The organism is Planococcus chinensis (assembly GCF_020071995.1).
GTDB lineage: Bacteria > Bacillota > Bacilli > Bacillales_A > Planococcaceae > Planococcus > Planococcus chinensis_A.
Genome location: NZ_JABWTK010000006.1, coordinates 1 through 22,216 on the forward strand (window position 1 = coordinate 1; position 22,216 = coordinate 22,216).

25 protein-coding genes are annotated in these 22,216 nt (G+C 45.5%); 16 read left to right on the top strand and 9 right to left on the bottom strand.

The genetic code is table 11. The features are described 5' to 3' along the window. Window positions 1-137 precede the first annotated feature (137 nt). Entirely contained in the window at window positions 138-527 is a 390-nt protein-coding gene (gene mscL, locus HU147_RS10870; RefSeq protein ID WP_036809149.1) for a large conductance mechanosensitive channel protein MscL, read from the bottom strand. Window positions 528-690: 163 nt separating this feature from the next. Here mscL and HU147_RS10875 point away from each other — a divergent pair, with 163 nt between their 5' ends. Continuing rightward, entirely contained in the window at window positions 691-1,338 is a 648-nt protein-coding gene (locus HU147_RS10875; RefSeq protein WP_224076253.1) for a lytic transglycosylase domain-containing protein, read from the top strand. A gap of 41 nt (window positions 1,339-1,379) precedes the next feature. Here the strand turns inward: HU147_RS10875 and HU147_RS10880 are convergent, their stop codons facing one another. From HU147_RS10880 to HU147_RS10890, 3 genes are all read right to left on the bottom strand, one after another. Further along, window positions 1,380-1,646 carry a GlsB/YeaQ/YmgE family stress response membrane protein gene (locus HU147_RS10880; RefSeq protein ID WP_036809143.1) on the bottom strand — a complete coding sequence of 89 codons (267 nt, stop codon included), beginning with the start codon at window positions 1,644-1,646 and terminating at the stop codon, window positions 1,380-1,382. A 200-nt stretch (window positions 1,647-1,846) separates the two neighbouring features. Beyond that, window positions 1,847-2,389: a cysteine hydrolase family protein gene (locus tag HU147_RS10885; protein ID WP_224076254.1), complete on the bottom strand. Its 543-nt coding sequence runs from the start codon at window positions 2,387-2,389 to the stop codon at window positions 1,847-1,849. A 293-nt stretch (window positions 2,390-2,682) separates the two neighbouring features. Then, a complete protein-coding gene (locus tag HU147_RS10890; protein WP_074511438.1) occupies window positions 2,683-3,537 on the bottom strand; it encodes a site-specific integrase in 855 nt (284 codons plus the stop codon). A gap of 228 nt (window positions 3,538-3,765) precedes the next feature. Here HU147_RS10890 and HU147_RS10895 point away from each other — a divergent pair, with 228 nt between their 5' ends. From HU147_RS10895 to HU147_RS10910, 4 genes are all read left to right on the top strand, one after another. Next, window positions 3,766-4,272 carry a DinB family protein gene (locus tag HU147_RS10895; protein WP_224076255.1) on the top strand — a complete coding sequence of 169 codons (507 nt, stop codon included), beginning with the start codon at window positions 3,766-3,768 and terminating at the stop codon, window positions 4,270-4,272. A 125-nt stretch (window positions 4,273-4,397) separates the two neighbouring features. Then, window positions 4,398-7,109, top strand: a complete 2,712-nt coding sequence (acnA, locus tag HU147_RS10900; protein ID WP_317985514.1) for an aconitate hydratase AcnA — start codon at window positions 4,398-4,400, stop codon at window positions 7,107-7,109. 149 nt (window positions 7,110-7,258) lie between these two features. Continuing rightward, entirely contained in the window at window positions 7,259-7,699 is a 441-nt protein-coding gene (locus HU147_RS10905) for an acyl-CoA thioesterase (protein WP_224076257.1), read from the top strand. After that, complete coding sequence (locus HU147_RS10910) at window positions 7,683-7,982, top strand: hypothetical protein (protein ID WP_224076258.1); 300 nt, start codon at window positions 7,683-7,685, stop codon at window positions 7,980-7,982. Before HU147_RS10905 ends, HU147_RS10910 begins: the two co-directional genes overlap by 17 nt. Before the next feature lie 72 nt (window positions 7,983-8,054). Here the strand turns inward: HU147_RS10910 and HU147_RS10915 are convergent, their stop codons facing one another. From HU147_RS10915 to plsY, 3 genes are all read right to left on the bottom strand, one after another. Next, entirely contained in the window at window positions 8,055-8,450 is a 396-nt protein-coding gene (locus HU147_RS10915; RefSeq protein ID WP_224076259.1) for a hypothetical protein, read from the bottom strand. Window positions 8,451-8,540: 90 nt separating this feature from the next. After that, a complete protein-coding gene (locus HU147_RS10920; RefSeq protein ID WP_224076260.1) occupies window positions 8,541-8,840 on the bottom strand; it encodes a HesB/YadR/YfhF family protein in 300 nt (99 codons plus the stop codon). A gap of 24 nt (window positions 8,841-8,864) precedes the next feature. After that, a complete protein-coding gene (gene plsY / locus HU147_RS10925) occupies window positions 8,865-9,455 on the bottom strand; it encodes a glycerol-3-phosphate 1-O-acyltransferase PlsY (protein WP_224076261.1) in 591 nt (196 codons plus the stop codon). A 224-nt stretch (window positions 9,456-9,679) separates the two neighbouring features. On the opposite strand from plsY, the gene HU147_RS10930 reads away from it, so the two are divergent. The 6 genes from HU147_RS10930 (at window position 9,680) to HU147_RS10955 (ending at window position 16,039) form a co-directional block, all read left to right on the top strand. Beyond that, on the top strand, window positions 9,680-10,087 hold the full coding sequence (locus tag HU147_RS10930; protein ID WP_263427823.1) for a CoA-binding protein: 408 nt from the start codon (window positions 9,680-9,682) through the stop codon (window positions 10,085-10,087). A 182-nt stretch (window positions 10,088-10,269) separates the two neighbouring features. After that, on the top strand, window positions 10,270-12,240 hold the full coding sequence (parE, locus tag HU147_RS10935; protein WP_224076262.1) for a DNA topoisomerase IV subunit B: 1,971 nt from the start codon (window positions 10,270-10,272) through the stop codon (window positions 12,238-12,240). After that, complete coding sequence (gene parC, locus HU147_RS10940; RefSeq protein ID WP_224076263.1) at window positions 12,237-14,666, top strand: DNA topoisomerase IV subunit A; 2,430 nt, start codon at window positions 12,237-12,239, stop codon at window positions 14,664-14,666. The genes parE and parC overlap by 4 nt, the downstream gene beginning before the upstream one ends. 203 nt (window positions 14,667-14,869) lie before the next feature. After that, window positions 14,870-15,133 carry a hypothetical protein gene (locus HU147_RS10945; protein ID WP_224076264.1) on the top strand — a complete coding sequence of 88 codons (264 nt, stop codon included), beginning with the start codon at window positions 14,870-14,872 and terminating at the stop codon, window positions 15,131-15,133. 192 nt (window positions 15,134-15,325) lie between these two features. Then, window positions 15,326-15,808 carry a DUF2975 domain-containing protein gene (locus HU147_RS10950; protein ID WP_224076265.1) on the top strand — a complete coding sequence of 161 codons (483 nt, stop codon included), beginning with the start codon at window positions 15,326-15,328 and terminating at the stop codon, window positions 15,806-15,808. A gap of 15 nt (window positions 15,809-15,823) precedes the next feature. After that, window positions 15,824-16,039 (top strand): helix-turn-helix domain-containing protein, encoded by a 216-nt coding sequence (locus HU147_RS10955; RefSeq protein ID WP_224076266.1) that lies wholly within the window; start codon window positions 15,824-15,826, stop codon window positions 16,037-16,039. A 152-nt stretch (window positions 16,040-16,191) separates the two neighbouring features. Here HU147_RS10955 and HU147_RS10960 read toward each other — a convergent pair whose 3' ends face one another. Continuing rightward, window positions 16,192-17,490 carry an NAD(P)-binding domain-containing protein gene (locus HU147_RS10960; protein ID WP_224076267.1) on the bottom strand — a complete coding sequence of 433 codons (1,299 nt, stop codon included), beginning with the start codon at window positions 17,488-17,490 and terminating at the stop codon, window positions 16,192-16,194. Window positions 17,491-17,549: 59 nt separating this feature from the next. After that, complete coding sequence (locus HU147_RS10965; RefSeq protein WP_224076268.1) at window positions 17,550-17,867, bottom strand: ArsR/SmtB family transcription factor; 318 nt, start codon at window positions 17,865-17,867, stop codon at window positions 17,550-17,552. A gap of 166 nt (window positions 17,868-18,033) precedes the next feature. Here HU147_RS10965 and HU147_RS10970 point away from each other — a divergent pair, with 166 nt between their 5' ends. From HU147_RS10970 to HU147_RS10990, 5 genes are all read left to right on the top strand, one after another. After that, window positions 18,034-18,741, top strand: coding sequence for a class I SAM-dependent methyltransferase (locus tag HU147_RS10970; protein ID WP_224076269.1), 708 nt, complete (start codon window positions 18,034-18,036; stop codon window positions 18,739-18,741). A gap of 258 nt (window positions 18,742-18,999) precedes the next feature. Further along, window positions 19,000-19,584 (top strand): histidine phosphatase family protein, encoded by a 585-nt coding sequence (locus HU147_RS10975; RefSeq protein WP_224076270.1) that lies wholly within the window; start codon window positions 19,000-19,002, stop codon window positions 19,582-19,584. 128 nt (window positions 19,585-19,712) lie between these two features. Beyond that, window positions 19,713-20,054 (top strand): transposase, encoded by a 342-nt coding sequence (locus HU147_RS10980; protein WP_224076271.1) that lies wholly within the window; start codon window positions 19,713-19,715, stop codon window positions 20,052-20,054. Between the two features lie 404 nt (window positions 20,055-20,458). Beyond that, a complete protein-coding gene (locus HU147_RS10985) occupies window positions 20,459-20,917 on the top strand; it encodes an SRPBCC family protein (protein WP_224076272.1) in 459 nt (152 codons plus the stop codon). 545 nt (window positions 20,918-21,462) lie between these two features. Beyond that, window positions 21,463-21,963: a HEAT repeat domain-containing protein gene (locus tag HU147_RS10990; RefSeq protein WP_224076273.1), complete on the top strand. Its 501-nt coding sequence runs from the start codon at window positions 21,463-21,465 to the stop codon at window positions 21,961-21,963. The last annotated feature ends 253 nt before the right edge of the window (window positions 21,964-22,216 follow it).

The following is a 22,216-nucleotide window of genomic DNA, read 5'->3' on the forward strand; positions in this document are numbered from 1 at the left end:
TTCATGACGATGGTTTTTGACGGGACCAATCATGAGACCTCGCTCCTTCATTTTCTTTTAGTGTACATCGGAAAAGTAGTAAAATAAACAAAAAAACAGGCTGTCGAGAGAGTTTCTCGACAGCCTGTAAAAACCGGTCATAGACCGGTTTTTTCTTTTGCCAATAAATCGCGGATTTCGACCAGCAGTTCTTCTTTTTTATCGAGAACTTCAGGCTCCACTTCAGCAGGCACATCTTTTTTGCGTTTCAGTTTCGTAAAAATGCGAATCACTAAGAAAATCGAGAAAGCAATAATGAAAAAGTCGATGACGGATTGTGCAAACAGCCCGTACCGCAATTCTGCCCCTTGAAATGTATAAGTCCAATCTTCTACGCTGAAACCGCCCAGCAGGATTCCGACTGCCGGCATAATGATGTCTTCAACCAATGAGGAAACAATTTTCCCGAAAGCAGCCCCGATAACGACTGCAATCGCCAAGTCGAGTACATTTCCTTTTAATGCGAATTTCTTAAAATCTTCCCACATATAAACACCTCCTTAACCTCCAGTATATCGAGAAATTGAATGCTTCCATACTGTTTTCTATAAGGAAAAACCGAATTCGCCCCTCTTGAACGGGAAAAGGAGGCAGATAAGTATGAAAAACTATGGTAAACTGGGGAAAATGGACGTTTAGGTGTGGGAAGAAATGAAGAAAAAGAGAAAACTCAAACGGAGTGTCCGTTTGAAATTGTGGTTTTTAATTGTCCTGTTTCCAGCTGTTATTGTGCTGACCACACTATTCGTTGTGGTTTTTTATATGTTTAATCCAATGTCAGTCGCGAATACATTAAAAGATGCGCCACAACAACTGTTTGAAATCGAATTGCCTGAGGAAAATATTCCGCTTTATCAGGAAGCTGCGGATGCATTCGGCATCCCATGGACTTTGCTTGCTGCACATCACCGCATTGAAACAAAGTTTTCGACGATGGATCCTTTGCTTTCACCGGTTGGGGCAGAAGGGCATCTCCAATTCATGCCGTGCACATTTGTCGGGTGGACCCATCCGACTTGCTCTGGAAAAGGCCAGGGGGAAATTCCTGAAAAGGAAAAGACCGATCCGGCCGTTATTGCAAAATATGGCGGGTATGGGCTTGATGGAGATGGAGACGGAATAGCCGATCCGTATAATCTAGCGGATGCCCTTTACAGTGCAGCTAATTATTTGTCGAAGAACGGGGCAGCTGATGGGAAACTGGAGCAAGCCGTTTTTCAGTATAATCACAGCGATCAATACGTAGACGATGTTATGCATTATTATCATCTATACGAAGAGCAGTTTCCAGGTCGATAAAAAAGAGACCCCTCAACGGGATCTCTTTTTTTATTGGCTTATTAAGTTCTTCTTGTTCTGCCTTTACGCATAGATCCAAGAATTAGGCTTAAGACAAATACTAATACCAAAGCACCAATCAATGCAGGGATTAGATAAACGCCCCAAATTTCTGGACCCCAATCGCCTAGTAGCAAGCTACCTAGCCAAGCACCAACGATACCTGCGATAATGTTACCAATAATGCCGCCCGGGATGTCTTTACCAAGGATTAGACCTGCTAGCCAACCAATGATACCGCCCATAATCAAAAATAATAAGAAACTCATTCTGTCCAACTCCTTTTTAAGTAATGAATAAGTGCTACACTCTAGATATAACCTTAATCATGACTTTTGAAACATAGAGTTGAAAATTTTTTTTGAAAGGCTGTTTTTTTCGTTTCCTCCGTAGCAGTAAGAAAGGAGGTTTCGTGCAGGGAAAACCCTCAATGAAGTCTATAAAAGCAGTCCGGTTACCTGCTTCTTTTTCAGCGCACTTCAGCGCCAAGCGTGTTTTGAAAATGGCCGAGCGCCCAGTCGTGGCCGACCGGATTAAAGCTTGCAACCGCGTCCTGGTGGATGACGATATTGAATCCTTTGTTATAAGCTTCGACCGCTGTATGCAATACGCAAATGTCGGTGCAGACGCCCACAATGTGAACTTCTTCGATTCCTCTTTCGCGCAGCAGGATTTCCAGATTGGTTCCCGCAAACGCACTATAGCGTGTTTTATCCATCCAGACAATTTCGTCTTTATGCTGTTCATATACTTCCGCCAAGCGGCCGTATAAATTTCTGCCGGCTGTGCCCCTGATATTATGGGGAGGGAAGAGTTTCGATTCGGGATGGAAGTCGTTGTTGACCTCATGGAGATCAACAGGGAAGACGACATACTCCCCGGCATGCACAAATTCCTCTGTCAACGAGCAAATCTTTTCTTCAATGGCCTGGCCAGGCTCGCCGCAAGTCAAAGCTCCGTCGTCTGCCACGAAATCGACTGTATAATCCACTACCAATAACGCTTTTTTCATCTGTTTGCCTCCTAATCTTTTATCCTCTTAATCTAATCACAAATGAGCTTTTTAAAAAAGCAATATTCATTCTTGCCAATAAAAAGAATTTTCTGTATACTCCTTAAAAGGAGATGAGAATATGGTATATGAAAACACTGAGAAACTGAACCGCCAGGCTTTCTGGTTTGTGGTTCTCCATACTTTGCTCATTATCAATTTTGCCATCGATTTTGAGGTGTTCATGTGAAACAGCCATTAAAATAACCTGCTCCCGCATATAAACGGGGAGCAGGTTATTTTAATGGGATGAGTTAATCCCGTTTCAAGCGGGTCAGGGAATCCTTCAGCATACGGGAAGCCGAGTCGAGCGAGACACCCATGATTTCCTGGATTTCCTCCAGATTTTTGTGTTCAACCGCGTATAAATGATGGACATAAGCAAAACGGATGTCCCCGGAACGAATCGGTGTGCCAAGAAACGCAGACAGCGATTCGGTATAATCGGACAGCGATCCCATTTTGAACATGGTGTATTCGTCTTTCACTTTGGACGACAAGAGGTAAGGCGTATTGCGGAAAACCGCCCGTTCAATGCCGTCCAGCATCACGGGGATTTCCTTTTCCGTAAATTCGATATGAACTACATAACCGTCTTTCTTTTCAACCGTCAGCTCGAGCACATCGCCGCGGTCAACAAAGTCTTCCACTTCGATGGCTGCCATGTCACGCAGGCGAAGCCCGCGCATATAGAGGAGAAAAAGAATTTTTGCCGTCAGCGATAATTGGTCGGAATCGAGTACCGACGCCTTCTTTTCCAAAAGCACTTCGTAATTGACGTGGATGTCGGATGGCCGCAAATCCAGTTTTTGATTGAATTTGAATTTCGGCATAAAATCCACCGGAATCCGGCCGATTCTCCACATATAATCAAACCATTGCCGAATATAAATCAGTTTCCGGTTCAAGGTGCTGTCCTTGATGCCGGTCGCGTATTCTTCCTGCAGAAACTTTTGAATATCAATTGGACGAATTTCATGGGGTTCCACTTGTTTCTTATATGTTTTTCGCAAATAAGCGAACAGCGAGCGGATCAATTGCACTTCATGGACAACCGTATTCGGACTAATGCCATTTTCTAACCGATACTTTTCATAACCATAAGGCATAAAGCAGCACCCCTCCTCCATAATTATCCTTAATTATACCACTAATCCGGAAAAATAGAACGTATTTTCCCTTAGTGAAAGCCTGTGAAACAGCGGTTTTATCAGGTTTTTCGCCTTTTTGGGCTAAATGCGCCAGGAACAGGAAAAATTACACGAAAAGAAAGCTTTATTTAAATCCGATAAGGGTATGCCTACTATAGAAGTCCATATCACAGATGGGGGATTGCCATGTTTAAAGAAGAGAACGCAAAAATCAGGAAGGCAGTTTTGCAAGCGGTGGAAGGGTGGCCGGACGAAGTCCTGAACACGAAACCTTCCGCTGATGAATGGTCGCCAATGCAAATCCTGGACCATCTTCAATTGATGGAAGGGGTAGTGGCCAAAAATGTCGCCCGTCAATTGGGGAGCGAAAAAAGCGAGAAAGCGCTCAAGAAACCGATCCAGCTGACCGTCAGCCGCATGATAAAAGTGGACGCACCGAAACACGTCGTGCCGTCCGAAGAATTTATTTCCCTGGCCGATATGAAAAAACGGCTGGAAGATTCAACAGCGTTCTTGCATCAAGTATACGATGGGACCACCATTGAAGAGCTGGAGAACAAGTCGCTGCCCCATCCGGTCTTCGGCAAAGTCCCGTTGATCCAATGGTTTCCATTTGTCGGACTTCATGAGAAACGGCATTTAAAGCAGTTGGAAAAGACTCTGGACAAACTCAAATCAGAAAAGACTGGGTAATTCATAAAACTTATTACAATGTATAAATTTAATGTAATTTACTTATGCTTCTCTTTTCGATATGATGGAGGAGGAGAAAAGACTCTTACCCGGCCTTTTCAAAGATTTAAAGGAGGAACATGATCATGGCAAAAAGCAGTTTGCACAACAGCCGTACTTCTTTTGAGCTAAATGGCAAAACGTATAACTACTATCGTTTAGCTGCTTTAGAAGAAGCAGGAATCGCGAAAGTATCACGCCTTCCTTACTCAATCAAAGTACTTTTGGAATCCGTATTGCGTCAGCATGACGGATATGTCATCAAAGACGAGCATGTAGAAGAATTAGCAAAATGGGGCAAAAATGCCAACAAAGATGCGGAAGTACCATTCAAGCCGTCACGCGTAATCCTTCAGGATTTCACGGGTGTACCGGTTGTCGTTGACTTGGCAGCACTTCGTTCAGCTATGTCTGAACTTGGTGGAGACCCGAACAAAATCAACCCGGATGTACCGGTTGATCTCGTTGTTGACCACTCTGTCCAAGTAGACAGCTACGGTTCAAACGAATCGTTGAAAATCAACACGAAACTGGAATTTGAACGCAACGCAGAGCGCTACCAGTTCCTAAACTGGGCTCAAAAAGCATACGACAACTACCGTGCTGTTCCACCGGAAACCGGTATTGTTCACCAAGTTAACCTTGAGTACTTGGCAAGCGTTGTCCATGCGATCGCAAACGAAGATGGAACATTTGAAGCTTACCCGGATACACTGGTTGGTACGGATTCTCATACAACGATGATCAACGGACTTGGTGTACTTGGATGGGGCGTCGGCGGTATCGAAGCGGAAGCGGGCATGCTGGGACAACCTTCATTCTTCCCGATTCCGGAAGTTATCGGCGTTAAATTGACAAATGCATTGCCAAACGGTGCAACAGCTACTGACTTGGCACTTAAAATCACTCAAGTGCTCCGCCAAAAAGGCGTAGTTGGGAAATTTGTTGAGTTCTACGGCGCTGGTGTTACGACATTGCCGCTTGCTGACCGTTCAACAATTGCCAACATGGCTCCTGAATACGGCGCTACTTGCGGATTCTTCCCGGTTGACGAAGAAGCGCTTGATTACCTTCGCCTGACTGGCCGTGAAGACAGCCACATTGAAGTTGTAAAAGCTTACTTGCAAGCAAACGACATGTTCTTCGATGCAGACAAAGATCCTGTTTACACAGATACAATCGAACTTGATCTTTCGACAATCGAACCAAACTTGTCAGGCCCTAAACGTCCGCAGGATTTGATTCCTTTGTCTCAAATGAAGACAGAGTTCAACAAAGCGGTAACGGCTCCTGAAGGCCCGCACGGTTTCGCATTAAGCGAAGAAGAAATCAACAAAACAGCAACTGTGAACTTCAAAGACGGTTCATCAGCGGTTATGAAGACTGGCGCAATCGGCATTGCGGCGATCACTTCATGTACAAACACTTCAAACCCATACGTAATGCTAGGCGCTGGTCTTGTTGCGAAAAAAGCAGCTGAAAAAGGCCTAATGCCACCGGCTTACGTAAAAACTTCTTTGGCACCAGGTTCAAAAGTTGTTACTGGCTACTTGCAGCAAAGCGGCCTGCTTGAGTACTTGGAGCAAATCCGCTTCAACTTGGTAGGTTACGGCTGTACAACATGTATCGGTAACTCAGGCCCAATGCTTCCTGAAATCGAAGATGCGATTTTAGACAGCGACTTGTTGGTAACTTCTGTACTTTCCGGTAACCGTAACTTTGAAGGACGTATCCACCCGCTTGTAAAAGCGAACTACTTGGCTTCACCGCCGTTGGTTGTTGCTTACGCACTAGCTGGAACTGTTGATATCGATCTTCAAAACGACCCAATCGGACAAGACAAAGAAGGCAACGATGTGTTCTTGAGCGACATCTGGCCGACTACGGAAGAAGTCAACGAAGTCGTGAAGAGCACAGTTACACCTGAATTGTTCCGCAAAGAATACGCACGCGTGTTTGACGAAAACCAAACTTGGAATGCCATTGAAACTAATGACGATTCTCTATATGCGTTCGATGAAGAGTCGACGTATATCCAGAACCCGCCGTTCTTCCAAGGACTTTCTGTTGAGCCAAAAGCGATCCAGTCCCTGGATAACTTGCGCGTAGTTGCTAAATTCGCGGATTCAATTACAACTGACCACATTTCGCCAGCTGGTGCAATCGGCAAAGATACTCCAGCAGGGAAATACTTGCGTGAAAAAGGCGTAGAACCTCGTAACTTCAACTCTTACGGTTCTCGCCGCGGTAACCATGAAGTTATGATGCGCGGAACGTTCGCAAACATCCGTATCCGTAACCAAGTGGCACCAGGCACAACAGGCGGTTTCACAACCTACTGGCCAACTGGTGAAATCCTGCCAATCTACGATGCAGCGATGAAATACCAAGAACGCGGTACAGGACTTGTTGTTCTTGCCGGCAAAGACTACGGCATGGGCTCTTCACGTGACTGGGCTGCCAAAGGTACATTCCTTCTAGGCATCAAAACAGTCATCGCTGAAAGCTATGAGCGTATTCACCGTTCAAACCTTGTGATGATGGGTGTTCTTCCGTTGCAATTCGTAAACGGACAAAACGCTGACTCACTTGGTTTGACTGGACGCGAAAGCATTTCTGTCAACTTGACTGACGACGTGAAACCACGCGACGTCCTGAAAGTAACAGCAACTGCTGAAGACGGCACTGTAACAGAATTCGACGCACTTGTGCGCTTCGACTCTGAAGTAGAAGTAGACTACTACCGCCATGGTGGTATCCTGCAAATGGTACTGAGAAGAAAGCTTGTTGAAGCGTAAAAAGTAATAAAGATCAGACGTCCCCTGAATCAGGACGTGTGAATCTGAGCAAGTCAATTCCTTACACTCAAATAAGGCTGCCCTTGGGCAGCCTTATTTTTTATTTATCGGATGATTTTCTGTATACTTACATAGAGGTGAAAGAGAACATGCACATAAGCGACAAAGAAATTGAAATCCGCTACGCGGAAACCGACCAAATGGGCGTGGTCTACCACGCGAACTATATTATCTGGCTGGAAATCGGCCGGACGCAATTGATTGAAGACCTGGGCTTTACTTATGCCGGGATGGAAAGTGAAGGCTATCTGTCACCGGTGACCGATATTTCAATCCAGTACAAAGCGGCTCTCCGCTACGGCCAAAAAGCGACGGTCCGCACATGGGTGGAAGACCACGGGCGCCTGCGCACCACATACGGCTACGAGATCCTGCACGAAGACGGAACAATTGCCGCAACCGCAACTTCTGAGCACGTGGTGGTTAAAAAAGATTCGTTCCGCCCGGTGTCACTGAAGAAAATCTATCCGGAATGGCACGAGAAATACGAAGAAATCAAAAAGCAGGCAACTGATGGCGTTCGGAGTTAAGCGAGACGAACTGAATCGCTGGAAACAGAATGTCGAGGCAGGCCATATCGCATTTTTAACGCATTACTGGATAGACGACCGTTTCCCTGGGTGTTCAACGGTCACGAAAGTAGGCTGCAGCGACTTGGATAAGCTGGAACAGTGGGGAATGCAATACGGATTGAAGCGTGAGTGGATGGATCTGCGGGGCAAGTACCCGCATTTTGATTTGTTCGGAGAGCATCAGCGCCGCATATTGACGGCGGAAGGCCAAGCGGAGCATTTGCGGCGCTTCAATTTGTAACACGGGTTAAACACGTTTAAAACTGCGGGCAGCGCACAAGCTGTCCGCAGTTTTTTTATGGAGAAAACCAGACTACAAATCTATGAAATCTTCGATGTACGCTTGCAGCTCTTCTTGGATGTCCTGTAAACTTTCATCCAGCAAGTCTCCGACCAGCCGGCTGCCGGGGAGGTTTTGGTTAACAGGCAAGCCCAAAAATAGCCTTTCGCATGTCCAAATGGGGATATTATGCAAATCGATGAGTTCCCCATGATCATCACAAATGCTGACCACGAGTGCAGAGCTGTAGCCTGGCTCGAAGGGGTCCATGCCTTCTTTGGTAATTCCGGCATCCAGCACTTTGTATTCCTGCAGAAACAAGCCTTGGTAGCGCGGAAGCCAGCTTTCCACATAGCGCGTAAGTTGCATTTCTTTGCGGTGGATTTCCTGCTTTAACAACTCGTTGAATTCTTTCTGGCGAAACCGCATATCTGATTCCTTCTTTCCGCGAGAGATTTCTTTCGGTAATAATGCCGATAAAAAAACACTGCCGAAGCAGTGCGGGTCCATCTTTTTCAGTTAGGCACTTTCTTTTTCGTAGGAATAATCCAATTCCTTCAATTCATCGTTTACAGTAACGTGCAGATCGTGCCCGTCAAAATACCAGACATCGGTTTGTTCCACATAATAAGTGACGCCGTCGTGTTCAAGCACCACTGCGGCTTCTGAAGGGACATCTTTTGTCACCCCGAGGGAAAAGCCGGGTTGAAGTTTGCTCGAACCGCCGTAGCGGACATAAAACCGGACCGCTTCTCCTGCGGCAACTTCCATTTCTTCATGAAACCAGTTGAATGCATCTTCACTGATGTTGATATTCACTCCATGCACACCCTTTCGTAGACCTTACCATTTGATTTTCGGTTCTGTACCGGCCTTGATTCGGCCAATATTCGCCCGGTGGCGGTAAATGATGAACGTTGCCAGGACGATGATGACTGCCAGGAACAAGTAGTCGCCTGTATTGATCGCATAGATGGTGGTGTAAATAACCGCTACAACCGCCAAAATGATGGAAGAAAGCGAAACCATTTTGGTGATTTTTAAGGTGATCAACAGAACCGCTACCGCTACCAGGAAAAGCGGCCATTGATACCCCAGCAGGATTCCGCCGGAAGTCGCTACGGCTTTGCCGCCTTTGAATTTTGCAAAAACCGGGAACATATGGCCAACGACAGCGATGACACCGAAGATCAGCGGATGGATATTGGTGTCGATATAAAGCGGAATCAATGTGGCCGCTGTCCCTTTTAAAATATCCAGTACGGTCACGACGATTCCCGCTTTAGCCCCTAGGGTCCGGAAAGTGTTGGTCGCGCCGAGGTTGCCGCTTCCTTTTGTCCGGATGTCTGTGTTGTAAAAGATTTTTCCGATCCACAAAGCGGAAGGAATTGAGCCGAGCAAATAAGCTAAAAGTACTGGAAGCAATGTATCCATTTTGAACTCCTTTGAACCATACTATTTATCCTGCATCAACAGCCAAAAAGCGGCCATTAAAACCCAAGTGAGCGGCTGCCGGTTGGGCTGGATAGCCCACAGAATGCCGTTTCACTTTACGTTTTTAGTTTAACACGAAGCGAGTTCTTTGAACAATATGTCTCTGATTGTTCACCTGCCTCCCTAAAATAAGGTATGATAGAATAAAAGGACAGGTGATTCTCATGAACAATCCAAGCCGTGAAGAAATCAAGAAAATCCTCGATACTGCAAAAACCATCGCAGTCGTGGGCCTAAGCCCGAATCCGAACCGGACTTCTTATATGGTATCTGAAGCGATGCAAAAAGCGGGTTACCGCATCATTCCGGTGAACCCCGTTGCTGACGAAGTGCTGGGGGAGAAAAGTTATGCGACGCTAGCTGACATTCCACATCCGGTCGATATCGTCAATGTGTTCAGACGCAGTGAATTTCTGCCGGAGCTCGCAAAAGAGTTTGTCGGGATTGATTGTCCTGTATTTTGGACGCAGCTGAATGTTGTAGATGAAGACGTTTTCAATGAATTGGCGGATGCCGGCTATACCGTGATCATGGATCGCTGCATCAAAGTTGAACACGCCATCCTGAAGTAAGGAAAAACGGCGGCCGGTGGAAGGGAAATTGCACTTCCGCAGGTTCGCCAAGCGGCAGCAAATCCGATTTAGGCAGAAGGGCGCCCTGCGCTCTTTTTTCTATGATAATTGACAGATGGCCGCGTTATCGATACGATTAAAAGAGAAGAAAGTACGAACAGATGTTTGTTGGAGGGAACTTAATGGCAAAAACTAAAAATACGGCATACAACGAAGAAGCGATTCAAGTACTCGAAGGCCTAGATGCCGTTAGAAAACGCCCGGGTATGTATATTGGTTCGACCGACACCAGAGGGCTTCACCATTTGGTCTATGAAATTGTTGATAACTCCGTCGATGAAGCACTTGCCGGATTCGGAAAAAGAATTACCGTCACCATCCACGAAGACAACAGCATCAGCGTCCGGGACTACGGCCGCGGAATGCCGACTGGCATGCACCGCAGCGGAAAACCGACGCCTGAAGTCATCCTGACCGTGCTACACGCCGGCGGGAAATTCGGCCAAGGCGGCTATAAAACGAGCGGAGGCCTCCACGGAGTCGGGGCGTCCGTTGTTAACGCGTTGTCAAAATTCCTGGAAGTGACGATTTACCGGGACGGCAAAAAATACCGCCAGCGCTTTGAAAACGGCGGCAAAGCCGTCACGACGCTTGAAGAAATCGGATCGACGAAAGAAACCGGCACCACCATCCATTTCCTGCCGGACGAATCGATTTTCTCGGCTACTAAATACAATTACGAAACGCTCAGCGAACGCCTGCGCGAATCGGCGTTCCTGCTGAAAGGCCTGAAAATCGAACTGATTGACAAACGCACCGAAACCGAAGAAACTTTCTTCTTCGAAACGGGCATTGAAGCGTTTGCCGCTTATTTGAACGAGGAAAAAGACGTCTTGCATCCGGTTGCCTATATCGAAGGCGAACAGGACGACATGGAAGTGGAGTTTGCGTTCCAGTTTAACGACGGCTATTCCGAAACGATCCTGTCGTTCGTCAACAACGTCCGCACGCGTGACGGCGGAACGCACGAAACCGGCGCAAAAGCCGCGATGACGCGCGTCTTCAACGATTACGCACGAAAAATCAATTTGCTGAAAGACAAAGACAAAAACCTCGAAGGCTCAGATATCCGCGAAGGGCTTGCGGCCATCGTGTCGGTCCGGATACCGGAAGGCCTTTTGCAATTTGAAGGCCAGACGAAAAGCAAGCTCGGCACAAGCGAAGCGAGAAGCACTGTGGATGCGGTCGTTTCCCAGAAACTGATGTACTTTTTGGAAGAAAACGCCGACCTCAGTGCGTCGCTTGTCCGAAAAGCCATCCGTGCTTCACAAGCGCGCCTGGCTGCCCGAAAAGCACGGGAAGATGCCCGGAACGGCAAAAAACGCAAAAAGTCGGATGTGCTGCTGTCCGGCAAATTGACGCCGGCCCAGTCACGCAATGCATCCAAAAACGAATTGTACCTGGTAGAGGGCGACTCTGCCGGCGGTTCTGCCAAACAAGGCCGGGACCGCACATTCCAGGCAATTTTGCCGCTGCGGGGGAAAGTCGTCAATACCGAAAAAGCGAAATTGGAAGAAATTATGAAAAACGAAGAAATTTCGACGATCATCCATGCCATTGGCGGCGGGGTATCGAGCGATTTCTCAATTGAGGACATCGCCTATAACAAAATCATCATCATGACCGATGCCGATACGGACGGGGCGCACATCCAGGTGCTGCTCTTGACGTTCTTCTACCGCTACATGAAGCCATTGATCGAAGCAGGGAAAGTGTTTATTGCCTTGCCGCCGCTCTACAAAGTATCCAAAGGCGTCGGCAAAAAAGAAGTCGTGGATTACGCATGGACGGAAGCGGACCTGGAAGCATCGACGAAAAAAGTCGGCAAAGGCTATATGCTGCAGCGCTATAAAGGGCTCGGCGAGATGAACGCCGACCAGTTATGGGAAACGACGATGAATCCCGAAACCCGGACTTTGATCCGTGTGACGATCGAAGACGGCGCACGTGCTGAAAGAAGAATTACGACACTCATGGGCGATAAAGTAGAACCGCGCCGCAAGTGGATTGAAAACAACGTCGACTTCGGAATGGAAGAAGATGCCAATATTTTAGAAAATGATTTGATTCATGCTGAGGAGGAAGTTGTATGACACAAACCGAACGTTTTCAAGATCTGCCCTTAGAAGAAGTCATCGGCGATCGGTTTGGGCGTTACAGTAAGTACATCATCCAGGACCGGGCATTGCCGGATGCGCGGGACGGGCTTAAACCCGTTCAGCGCCGGATTTTGTATGCGATGTATAAAGAAGGCAACACCAACGACAAAGCGTTCCGGAAATCGGCCAAAACGGTCGGGAACGTCATCGGCAACTACCACCCGCACGGAGACACTTCGGTGTACGAAGCGATGGTGCGGCTGAGCCAGGATTGGAAAATCCGCCATATGCTCGTTGAAATGCACGGCAACAACGGTTCGATGGACGGCGATTCGCCGGCAGCGATGCGTTACACCGAAGCACGGCTTTCTGCGATTGCTGGAGAATTGCTGCGCGATATCGACAAACGCACCGTGGAATTCATCCCGAACTTTGATGATTCCGATATGGAGCCGACGGTACTCCCGGCGAGCTTCCCGAACCTGTTGGTGAACGGATCGACCGGTATTTCTGCCGGTTATGCAACGGACATCCCGCCGCATGCGCTGCACGAAGTGCTTGATGCAGTGCTGATGCGCATGGACAAACCGAACGCGACGGTGGATGAATTGATGACCGTGATCCATGGACCTGATTTCCCGACCGGCGGCATCATCCAAGGCGTCGACGGGATCAAAAAAGCGTATGAAACCGGACGCGGCAAAATTGTCGTCCGTTCCAAAGCGGATGTGGAGCCGTTAAAAGGCGGAAAAGAACAAATTGTCATTACCGAAATTCCGTTTGAAGTGAACAAAGCGAATATGATCAAGAAAATTGATGATCACCGCTTTGACCGCAAACTGGAAGGCATCTCGGAAGTGCGTGACGAGTCGGACAGAACCGGCCTGCGCATTGTCATCGAATTGAAAAAAGACGTCGATGCAAATGGCATTTTGAACTACCTGTACAAAAACACTGACCTTCAAGTGAGCTACAACTTCAATATGGTCGCCATCTACAAACGCCGTCCGACGATGATGACTTTGCAGTCGATGCTTGACGCCTATATCGACCACCGCAAGGAAATCGTGACGAAGCGTTCGGAATACGATTTGCAAAAAGCGAAAGACCGCATGCATATCGTCGACGGTTTAATGAAAGCCTTGTCGATTCTCGATAAAGTGATCAAGACAATCCGGGCATCGAAAGACAAGCGGGATGCCAAAAACAATTTAATTTCTTCGTTTGAGTTTTCTGAAGCCCAAGCGGAAGCGATTGTTTCCCTTCAGCTATACCGCTTGACCAATACCGACATTACTGAACTGCAGAATGAAGCAGCTTCTTTGAAGAAAACAATCGATGAACTGACGGGTATTTTAACCAGTGCCACAAAGCTGAAAAACGTCATCAAAAAAGAATTGTCGGCTGTCCGTAAACAGTTTGCGGAGCCGCGCCGTTCTGTCATCGAAGAGAAAATCCAGGAAATTACGATCACCCGTGAAGTGATGATCCCGAGCGAAGACGTCATCGTGACCGTGACCAAAGAAGGCTATGTGAAACGCACCAGCCCGCGTTCGCATGCCGCCTCAAACGGCCAGGGCTTTGCGATGAAAGACACCGACCATCTGTTGTACGAAGGCAACTTGAATACGCAGAACACCATTCTGCTATTTACTTCAAACGGGAATTTTGTCTACCAGCCCGTCAACGAATTGCCGGACATCAAATGGAAAGACCTTGGCCAGCATTTGTCGAGCATCGTCCAGCTGGAGCCGAACGAATCGATCTTGTCGGTTTACCCGTTTGAAAACTTCGATGCAGATGCCAGCATCCTGACCGTTTCAAAGCAGGGCATGGTCAAACGTTCTGCGCTTAAGGACTACCACGTCCAGCGCTATTCCCGCACAATCAAGACGATGAACCTGAAAAAAGGCGATTCAATGATTTTTGCCGGGCTCGTAACCGATGAAACCGAACTGTTCATCGCCACGAACCAAGCGTACGGCGTACGTTTCCCGTTAGACGAAGTGCCGATCACCGGACTCCGGACAGCGGGTGTCAAAGGCGTGAATTTGAAAGATAACGATTTCGCGGTGTCTGCGATTATGCTGGATGCAGAAGAAAAGCAGGAACTGATTCTGGTAACAAACCGCGGAGCGGCGAAAAAGATGAAACTGCAGGAATTTGAAACAGGCGGACGGGCGAAGCGCGGCGTCGTGATGCTGCGTGAACTGAAAGCCAACCCTCACCGTGTAGTGGCCGTTGTCGGTACTTCAGGAAGAGGCGAAGAAATTCTGATTGAAACAGCAAAAGGCGTGCGTTTGACGCTTGCCGTCAACAACTTGAAACCGGTTGACCGTTACTCGAACGGGTCATTTGTCCTTGATGAAGGAACCGATGGCACGCCGGTAACCGTCTATCGATTAGAGAAAAAAGAATAGCAAAGCAGAAGCGCCTCCTTGCCAGGAGGCGCTTTTTTACTTTCATAAGCATTCACTTATGAATAAAATATAATTATTATGTAATCTATATGAGATTGTTAACTTCTGGTATACTGGTGGAAATAACCAAAATCAACAAATGGAGTATTGAAATCTGCAGCTGGTGGAGCTGGATATAACTATTGCTAAGAGGGGGAAAAGAGATGAAAAGATCTACTTTTGTCAGCTTGTTGGTCATGCTGTTAGCTTTTGGCGTCTATTTCCGTTTTCTAGACCCCTTATTGGATTCCAATCGCTGGTTGGCTTTTGCCGTTTTCCTGTTGATTTGGATGGCGGTGCGCGTAGCCAACCGGGCTCTTGAAGGACGATTTGAGTTTTTGGACAAGCACATGGATCCGCAAACAAGCGTCTGGCTGACCATCACCTTGTTCATCGTGGTGCCGGTGCTGATATTTTCACTGGGCTAATCTTTTTCGTCATCCAACAAATAAAACTGCTGACAAAACGTTCTTCCAAGTGGAAGAGCGTTTTTTATTTGGATTGAACGCGTTTTTTTCTATTTATCAACAATATTATAGTAAAAATCAATATTATTTTATTTCAAAACGATAAATAAGCTGATAAAATCAAAGCAACAAGAATGAAGCGAGGTGCTTATAATGAAACACGGTTCGACGCTCTTTTTAAAAATTGTCATTCTGTTGTTGGGGCTGCCGGTTCTGGGCGGCTGCCTTTATGGATTGACGCGCTTTGATCCAAATTCGCCTTATTGGGCGACTCCAGAGCTGGAAAAATTGCAGTACCCGCTGCTGATCGGCATGTACGCCGCGATGATTCCATTTTTCATCGCGTTGTACCAGACGCTGAAACTGCTTGGCTATATTGACCGCAACCAGGCGTTCTCTGAGTTGGCGGTAAAGTCGCTAAAACGCATTAAACACTGTGCGATGATCATCAGCGCACTGTTCGTGCTCGAGCTGCCGTTTTTTTACTTATTAACAAAAGCGGACGATGCACCGGGCGTCCTGATGGGACTGTTTGTGATTTTTGCTTCACTGGTGATTGCCGTCTTTGCGGCTGTTCTCCAAAAACTGCTGCAGGATGCCATCCGCATCAAAGCGGAAAACGATTTAATCGTCTGATACGGGGTGAAAGCAATGGCAATGATCATCAATATTGATGTGATGCTCGCAAAAAGAAAAATGAGCGTTACGGAACTCTCAGAGCGTGTCGGCATTACGATGGCGAATTTGTCCATCTTGAAAAACGGCAAAGCCAAAGCGGTGCGCCTGTCTACACTGGAAGCCATCTGCAAAGCGCTCGACTGCCAGTCGGGTGATTTGCTGGAATATCGGGACGGACAAAGTGAATGATAATTGAGAAAGGCAGGCTGTCGCACAGGACAGCCTGCCTTTCTGCTTCTTTGGAGCACCTCGCCGCTCGGCCTCCAAATCGCTTCCATGAGCGATATACCTAAAAGCTGCCAAAGGTTTCTGGGCAGCCTGTCATTCGGTTGGGTTCTGGATTAACTGCAGCAGGACGACCCTGACCCGGCTGGAGTCAATATCTTAAAGGGAACCGGACGGCTCGAACAGACGCCGGTTTCCGGCAGGTTCAACTCCACCCGCTTCGCAGCTTCTGTGTCTCCGCAAAGGTGCGCAACCACAGACCGGGCTTGTTCATAGCCGGTCGCCATCAGGAATGTCGGGGCGCGGCCATAGCTTTTCACACCGATGATGTAAAAATCCTTTTCGGGCTGGCGCAGTTCCTGTTCTCCGTGCGGCCGGACCGTGCCGCAGCTATGGACGTTCGGGTCAATCAACGGCGCGAGAGCCGGCACGCTTTCAAGCGCGGGATCAAAACTATAGCGGATTTCACGCAGGAAAGAGAAATCCGGTTTCGAACCGGTATTCGCAATGATTTCATCAAACGGACCAAGTTCAATTCCATCGCCGTTTTGCTGAGCCATCAGCGTCAAACTGAAATCCGCATTTACTTGCATTGACACAATGGAAGTAGAAGTATGGGTCGCCATTTTTCCTTCTTTTAAGACATTCCCGACACGGCTCCCAAGTGCTCCGCGAGCCGGCAGCTGGTCATTGCTTCCACCGCCGAGCGCACTGTCAGGGGTTGTCCGGCGTGTAATCCAGGAAATGACTGTGTTCGGCGCAGTCTTTTGGAGTTCGGCCAAGTCAAGAATCGAATTCAAGGCGGAATGCCCGCTGCCGACAATGGCCACGCGTTTGTTTTCGAATTTGCTGCGGTCGGCGCCGAGAATATCGGGGATATTGTAGTGCACTTTTGGGTTGTCTCCAGTTTCCAGGCCGCCTGAGGCGAGCGGATTCGGTTGCTGCCAAGTACCGGTGGCATCGATCACGGCTCTTGCCTGGAATGCACGGGTTTTATCGTCCTGCTGCACCAAAAGTTCAAACGGCCGTTCCTCGCGGCCTATTGACTTCACTTTATCGAGCCCTTGCCGGCTGATGTGCACCACTCGACTGTCCAAATGGATAAACGGCTTTATGTCCGGGAGATTCCCGAGCGGCTGCAGGTATTGTTCGGCAATCTCCCGGCCATACGGCAATTCTTGTGGATCCGGAAGCGGAGTATGGTGCTGTTCAAGCAGTTCTTTTGCCGCTTCATCGATATTGTACTGCCACGTTGAAAACAGGCGGACATGGCCGTAATCCAAAAAGTTCATACCGAGCTGGGCGCCGGATTCAAACAGGACAAACGATTGGCCGCGTCTCACCAACTGGGCCGCAGCGGCTAAGCCGACCGGGCCACCGCCGATAATTGCGACCGGTAATTGTGTGATTTTCATGCAGAACACCCCTTCATCAAATTATTTTGATTTATTGATTTGAAGAAAAGCCATCCCGTTTAACAAGATGGGCTGAGGACGCGGCAGATTTCATTGGACAGCAGCCGGTCCATTTCGTTGCTGTTTAACGAATAATAACTCCACGTGCCGCGGTTCTCCTTGTGCAAAAGCTCCGCATTCAATAAAATCTTCAAGTGGTAGGAAAGTTTCGATTGCGGAATCGCCATTTCGTCGACCAAATCGCACACGCAGACGGAACCTCTCCGGCAAATCAGGTTGAGCAGTTCCAACCGTTTTGGATCTGCCAGCGCCTTAAACTTCTGCGCGTAGAGGTCGAGGTCCGGAGAAGAAGCAATCGGTTCAATTCTTGAAGGCATGCAAATCCCTGCTTTCTATTAATCAAATTTATTTGATTTAATCATAATATAAATGAAAAGAGGGTACAAGCGTTTTCAGAAAATTTTATTGAATCTAGCAGGAGATAAGGCTATGGTAGTAAAAGAATAGCGTTATATACAACTGTAAAAGCCAGGAGAGAGTCCATTGAAAGACCAAGTGACTGAAGTATACAATCGATTGGCCGATTACTATGCCAACCAGGCAGACGAGGCAAGCCTATATAATAGCGAATACGAGCGGCCGGCCATGATGGCTCAATTGCCGCCAGACATGAGTGGATTAACTGTTCTGGATGCAGGATGTGCAGCAGGCTGGTATAGCGAGCAGTTTCTGGTTGCTGGAGCGAAAGTGACGGCGGTGGATTTCAGTCCGGAGATGGTCAAGGCGGCCAAGAAGAGGACAAAGAGAAAGGCAGAGGTTTTTTGTCTGGATTTGGCACTCGACTTGCCCTTTGCAGATCAGTCATTTGACTTGATTATCAGTTCATTGACGCTTCATTATTTAAAAGACTGGGACAAAACACTTCAAGAGTTCAAGCGTATTTTAAAGCCAAGTGGCCAATTGCTCTTTTCGGTCCATCATCCGATGACCGATATCGAACTCTTTTCGAAAGCTCAATACTTCAACACCGAATTGCTTACCGACCACTGGACGAAAGCAGGCGAAACGTACGAAGTCCTCTTTTACCGCCGGCCGCTCAGCGATATTCTCAATAACACGCTTCGCTGCTTTTCCATCGAAAAGGTGATTGAACCAAAGCCCACTATGAAAATGAAAGAAATGGCGCCAGAGAGTTACGCACGTTTGATGAAAAAGCCGCAGTTTTTGATTTTAAAGGCCAACAAGTTGTGAACGTCATTAAAAGTTTCGCTCTATCTGACTCTCCTTGCATATAGGTATGAAGAGATAGTGAAACGTTCGTAAAGTAGTATGAGACTTTTGCGAACGGTTTTTAGGCGGATTTCAGGTAATTTTAAGACGTTCGTAAAAGTGTACTTTTACGAACGTCATTATTTTTAATGTCTCCTAGATTTTCCAAATTTTGATTAGTATAGTGGATAAAAGTAGATTGTCTTGAAATTTAGAATAAAAGTATGGAGGGATTTAATTTTGAGTACATTTATTTATATGGTAAGACACGGTGATTCTCCAAAGGAGGGAAATGAAAGAACAAGAGGATTAACAGAAAAAGGGAGAATAGATGCTCTAAGGTTAACTGCTCTACTGAGGAAGGAAGAAATTGATGTTGTCACTTCAAGTCCCTACACACGTTCCATTTTAACTGTTGAAGAATTAGCTCAACAAATAGGGAAAGAAGTTTTAGTGTTTGAAGGCTTAAAAGAAAGAATATTTTCCGCGGAAGACCAGCGAATATCTGATAAGGAATTGCTTCCCCTATTGGAAAAATCGTTTTCAAATCCAAATTATGCTTTAGAAGGAGGAGAGTCAAATGCTGATTGCCAAGGAAGGGCTATAAAAGTTTTAAAAGAATTGCTAACTATTTATAGAGAGAATAAAATTGTAATCGCTTCTCATGGGGCTGTTATGACTTTAATGATGGGCTTTTATGATAACAAATATGATTTAAATTTCTTGCACAGCACTTCTAAACCGGATGTTTATAGAATGGAATTTAATGACCAGGAATTACTAAGTGTTCAAAGATTATGGACCGAACGCGTTGGGGGTAATTAACGAAAAAGTATGGGTTTAAGTATACATATCAGTACTTATTGGTAGTTCGATAAAGAGAAGTTGAACAGCTTTATCTCACATTTTATTTAACTATTTTCACTTAGAAGAAAAAGAAATGAGGACTTAACATGAACGAGAAGTTTGCCAAATCGCTTTATGAATCAATTGTTCAAGAAAATCTGGATTTATACAGAGAGGATTTTGAAGACACAGAAATAGATTCGTATACGGAAGAGTATTGGATAAAAGCTATCGAGTTTTACAATAGTCTAGCAGACGAACATAGAGACATTTTAATGAAAATAATAGAACAAACCATGGTTGATACCATATCTAATGTATTGGGAATCATTGATGGACATGTAACTCAAGCTGATGATTCGATTGAACCAAAATTATATCTTAATTCGAAAGATACAGAAGGAGAACTCCAAGATTCCTTTTTAGAATATGTGGAAGATCTAGGATAAAATAATTAATTCTATCCTCATAAAAACTTCAGAATCTTAATGAGTATAAATCGAATTTCAGTTTACATACCAAAAATTGATCGGAATCTTTATAAATAGGCAGGGAGAGAATGGGCTATTCAAGCTTATTTTCTCTTTTTTTCGAGTTAGATTACATATCATGACTTATTGGAAGAGGAAAAGCTAATAAGCTTTTCTCTTTTTTGTTTGGATAACTGGACTTTTACGAACATTTTATGGCCGGGACTAAATATTGTAGATTATTTTGTTGAGTAGTAATGAATGCTAATATAGTAGTCAATATAGACAATAGATCAAAAATCACGGGATCTAAAAATTTAATCCGAAAAATTTGAGTCGAGAGACTTTAAAGATGAAGAAGATAGCTGGGAGGAATTTCACTTATGCCAATTATTACGCATGAAATTTATATCCATGCTCCAATCAGAATTTGTTTCGATCTTGCCAGAAATGTTGATATCCATACCGAAACTACTGCTAAGACAAAAGAACGAGCGATTGCAGGAGTAACAACAGGTTTAATGGAAGAAGGAGACTGCGTAACGTGGGAAGCTATTCATTTTGGTGTGAAACAAAAGCTCACTGCTAGAATTATCGAAATGGAGAAACCTTATCGATTTACAGATGAGATGGTGAAAGGGGCATTCCATTCCTTTACCCACACGCATGAATTTCTCAAAAAAGACAGCGGAACCATTATGAAAGACAGATTTGTTTATCGTTCTCCTCTCGGCCTTTTCGGGAAAATAGCGGACAAATTATTTTTAGAAAAATATATGAGACGATTTATCATAAACCGGGCAATTGAATTAAAGAAAATAGCGGAATATAAGGAGGTGTAGAGTTTACATCTCAAGACTTTATCGAAAGGGAAAAAGCAGATAGTGCTTTTTCCTTCTTTTCGTTTGGATCAACGTGCTTTTATAAGCAGTTCTATTTCCAGTATTATCTATCTTTTGGTTTAAGTTCTAGGTATATTTAATGTATGAGTTTCGATCGGATAACTAAGAGATAAAATTTAAACTCGCAACAGAAAAACCGAATGAAGATTTTGGAACAAAGGCTAGGAGTTGAAAGTAACTTAAGTGCAGATAAGTTACTTTCAGATGTACAAATACTTAGGAGAAGGAAGGTACTCAATGGAAATATATATTGCGGCATTTTGTAGTATCTGGGTAGCATTTATACTTTATTTGCTCATTGAAAAAAAGGTGGCTAAACGAGACAAACCACTCTTTTATTTTATTATCGCAATCCTTCTTTTTGTCATAAGCATGTCAGCACCGTACTAAACATCTTAAAAAGATTTTGAATGTGACTTAATATGAATTAAGTTACATTCAGATTGGCTTAGAGACACTTTTAGAAAGAGAGGGAGGAGAGAAGGATGAACATCAATCTGCTCGAAAACGCACTTGAGAAAAACGATGTGGAAGAAGTAGAAAGATTAATAACTGAAATTTCCTCTGATCAACATGACGAGGCAGTTCCCCTATTGATAAAGCACATTACCTTAACCGAAAATCTAGGTATAAGAAATGCACTGGCTATTGCTTTGCGGGATATTGGAAATGAAAAAGCGATTTCTCCCCAGATTGACTTGATTAACGATCCGAAGACACTTAGAAGCAGAGGGACTTTGTTATATGCTTTGGAACCTTTTGATTGTACGGAGCATTTAGAGTCCATCGTCCAGCAGTTTGTAACGGGGAATTTTGAAGTGCAGGCCATGGCTTATCAACTCCTGGAATCCATGGATGGAAAAGTACCTGCTGAAGCCTTACTAAGATCCCTTCAAAAAGTAAAAGAGCAGCTAAACGAAATTGAAAGACAACAGGAATTACATACAAAGGTATTAGATTTTCTATTTGATTCGAATGTAACTTAATTTAAATTACGTTATATTCAACTTTTTAATTACATTGAGTTGACCAAAAAACTAAGCGAGATTGAACTTGCCAAAAAAATCATTTATTCAAATTACTGTTATACAAGATTTATGCGCCGGAGTTGTGAAGTCCATAGCTTCCTTATCAGAGAAGGAACTTTACTTGAAGTTTCTTCTCTTTTTTGTTCGTAGAAATGTACTTTTATGAACGTTTTTTTGACTCCAATCCACCATCATAATAAAGTCAGGAAAT

Bases quoted from the DNA above. Each gene is read 5' to 3' on its own strand.
- mscL (WP_036809149.1), bottom strand. From the start codon at position 527: ATGTGGGAAGATTTTAAGAAATTCGCATTAAAAGGAAATGTACTCGAC.
- HU147_RS10875 (WP_224076253.1), top strand. From the start codon at position 691: ATGAAGAAAAAGAGAAAACTCAAACGGAGTGTCCGTTTGAAATTGTGG.
- HU147_RS10880 (WP_036809143.1), bottom strand. From the start codon at position 1,646: ATGAGTTTCTTATTATTTTTGATTATGGGCGGTATCATTGGTTGGCTA.
- HU147_RS10885 (WP_224076254.1), bottom strand. From the start codon at position 2,389: ATGAAAAAAGCGTTATTGGTAGTGGATTATACAGTCGATTTCGTGGCA.
- HU147_RS10890 (WP_074511438.1), bottom strand. From the start codon at position 3,537: ATGCCTTATGGTTATGAAAAGTATCGGTTAGAAAATGGCATTAGTCCG.
- HU147_RS10895 (WP_224076255.1), top strand. From the start codon at position 3,766: ATGTTTAAAGAAGAGAACGCAAAAATCAGGAAGGCAGTTTTGCAAGCG.
- acnA (WP_317985514.1), top strand. From the start codon at position 4,398: ATGGCAAAAAGCAGTTTGCACAACAGCCGTACTTCTTTTGAGCTAAAT.
- HU147_RS10905 (WP_224076257.1), top strand. From the start codon at position 7,259: ATGCACATAAGCGACAAAGAAATTGAAATCCGCTACGCGGAAACCGAC.
- HU147_RS10910 (WP_224076258.1), top strand. From the start codon at position 7,683: ATGGCGTTCGGAGTTAAGCGAGACGAACTGAATCGCTGGAAACAGAAT.
- HU147_RS10915 (WP_224076259.1), bottom strand. From the start codon at position 8,450: ATGCGGTTTCGCCAGAAAGAATTCAACGAGTTGTTAAAGCAGGAAATC.
- plsY (WP_224076261.1), bottom strand. From the start codon at position 9,455: ATGGATACATTGCTTCCAGTACTTTTAGCTTATTTGCTCGGCTCAATT.
- HU147_RS10930 (WP_263427823.1), top strand. From the start codon at position 9,680: ATGAACAATCCAAGCCGTGAAGAAATCAAGAAAATCCTCGATACTGCA.
- parE (WP_224076262.1), top strand. From the start codon at position 10,270: ATGGCAAAAACTAAAAATACGGCATACAACGAAGAAGCGATTCAAGTA.
- parC (WP_224076263.1), top strand. From the start codon at position 12,237: ATGACACAAACCGAACGTTTTCAAGATCTGCCCTTAGAAGAAGTCATC.
- HU147_RS10945 (WP_224076264.1), top strand. From the start codon at position 14,870: ATGAAAAGATCTACTTTTGTCAGCTTGTTGGTCATGCTGTTAGCTTTT.
- HU147_RS10950 (WP_224076265.1), top strand. From the start codon at position 15,326: ATGAAACACGGTTCGACGCTCTTTTTAAAAATTGTCATTCTGTTGTTG.
- HU147_RS10955 (WP_224076266.1), top strand. From the start codon at position 15,824: ATGGCAATGATCATCAATATTGATGTGATGCTCGCAAAAAGAAAAATG.
- HU147_RS10960 (WP_224076267.1), bottom strand. From the start codon at position 17,490: ATGAAAATCACACAATTACCGGTCGCAATTATCGGCGGTGGCCCGGTC.
- HU147_RS10965 (WP_224076268.1), bottom strand. From the start codon at position 17,867: ATGCCTTCAAGAATTGAACCGATTGCTTCTTCTCCGGACCTCGACCTC.
- HU147_RS10980 (WP_224076271.1), top strand. From the start codon at position 19,713: ATGAACGAGAAGTTTGCCAAATCGCTTTATGAATCAATTGTTCAAGAA.
- HU147_RS10985 (WP_224076272.1), top strand. From the start codon at position 20,459: ATGCCAATTATTACGCATGAAATTTATATCCATGCTCCAATCAGAATT.
- HU147_RS10990 (WP_224076273.1), top strand. From the start codon at position 21,463: ATGAACATCAATCTGCTCGAAAACGCACTTGAGAAAAACGATGTGGAA.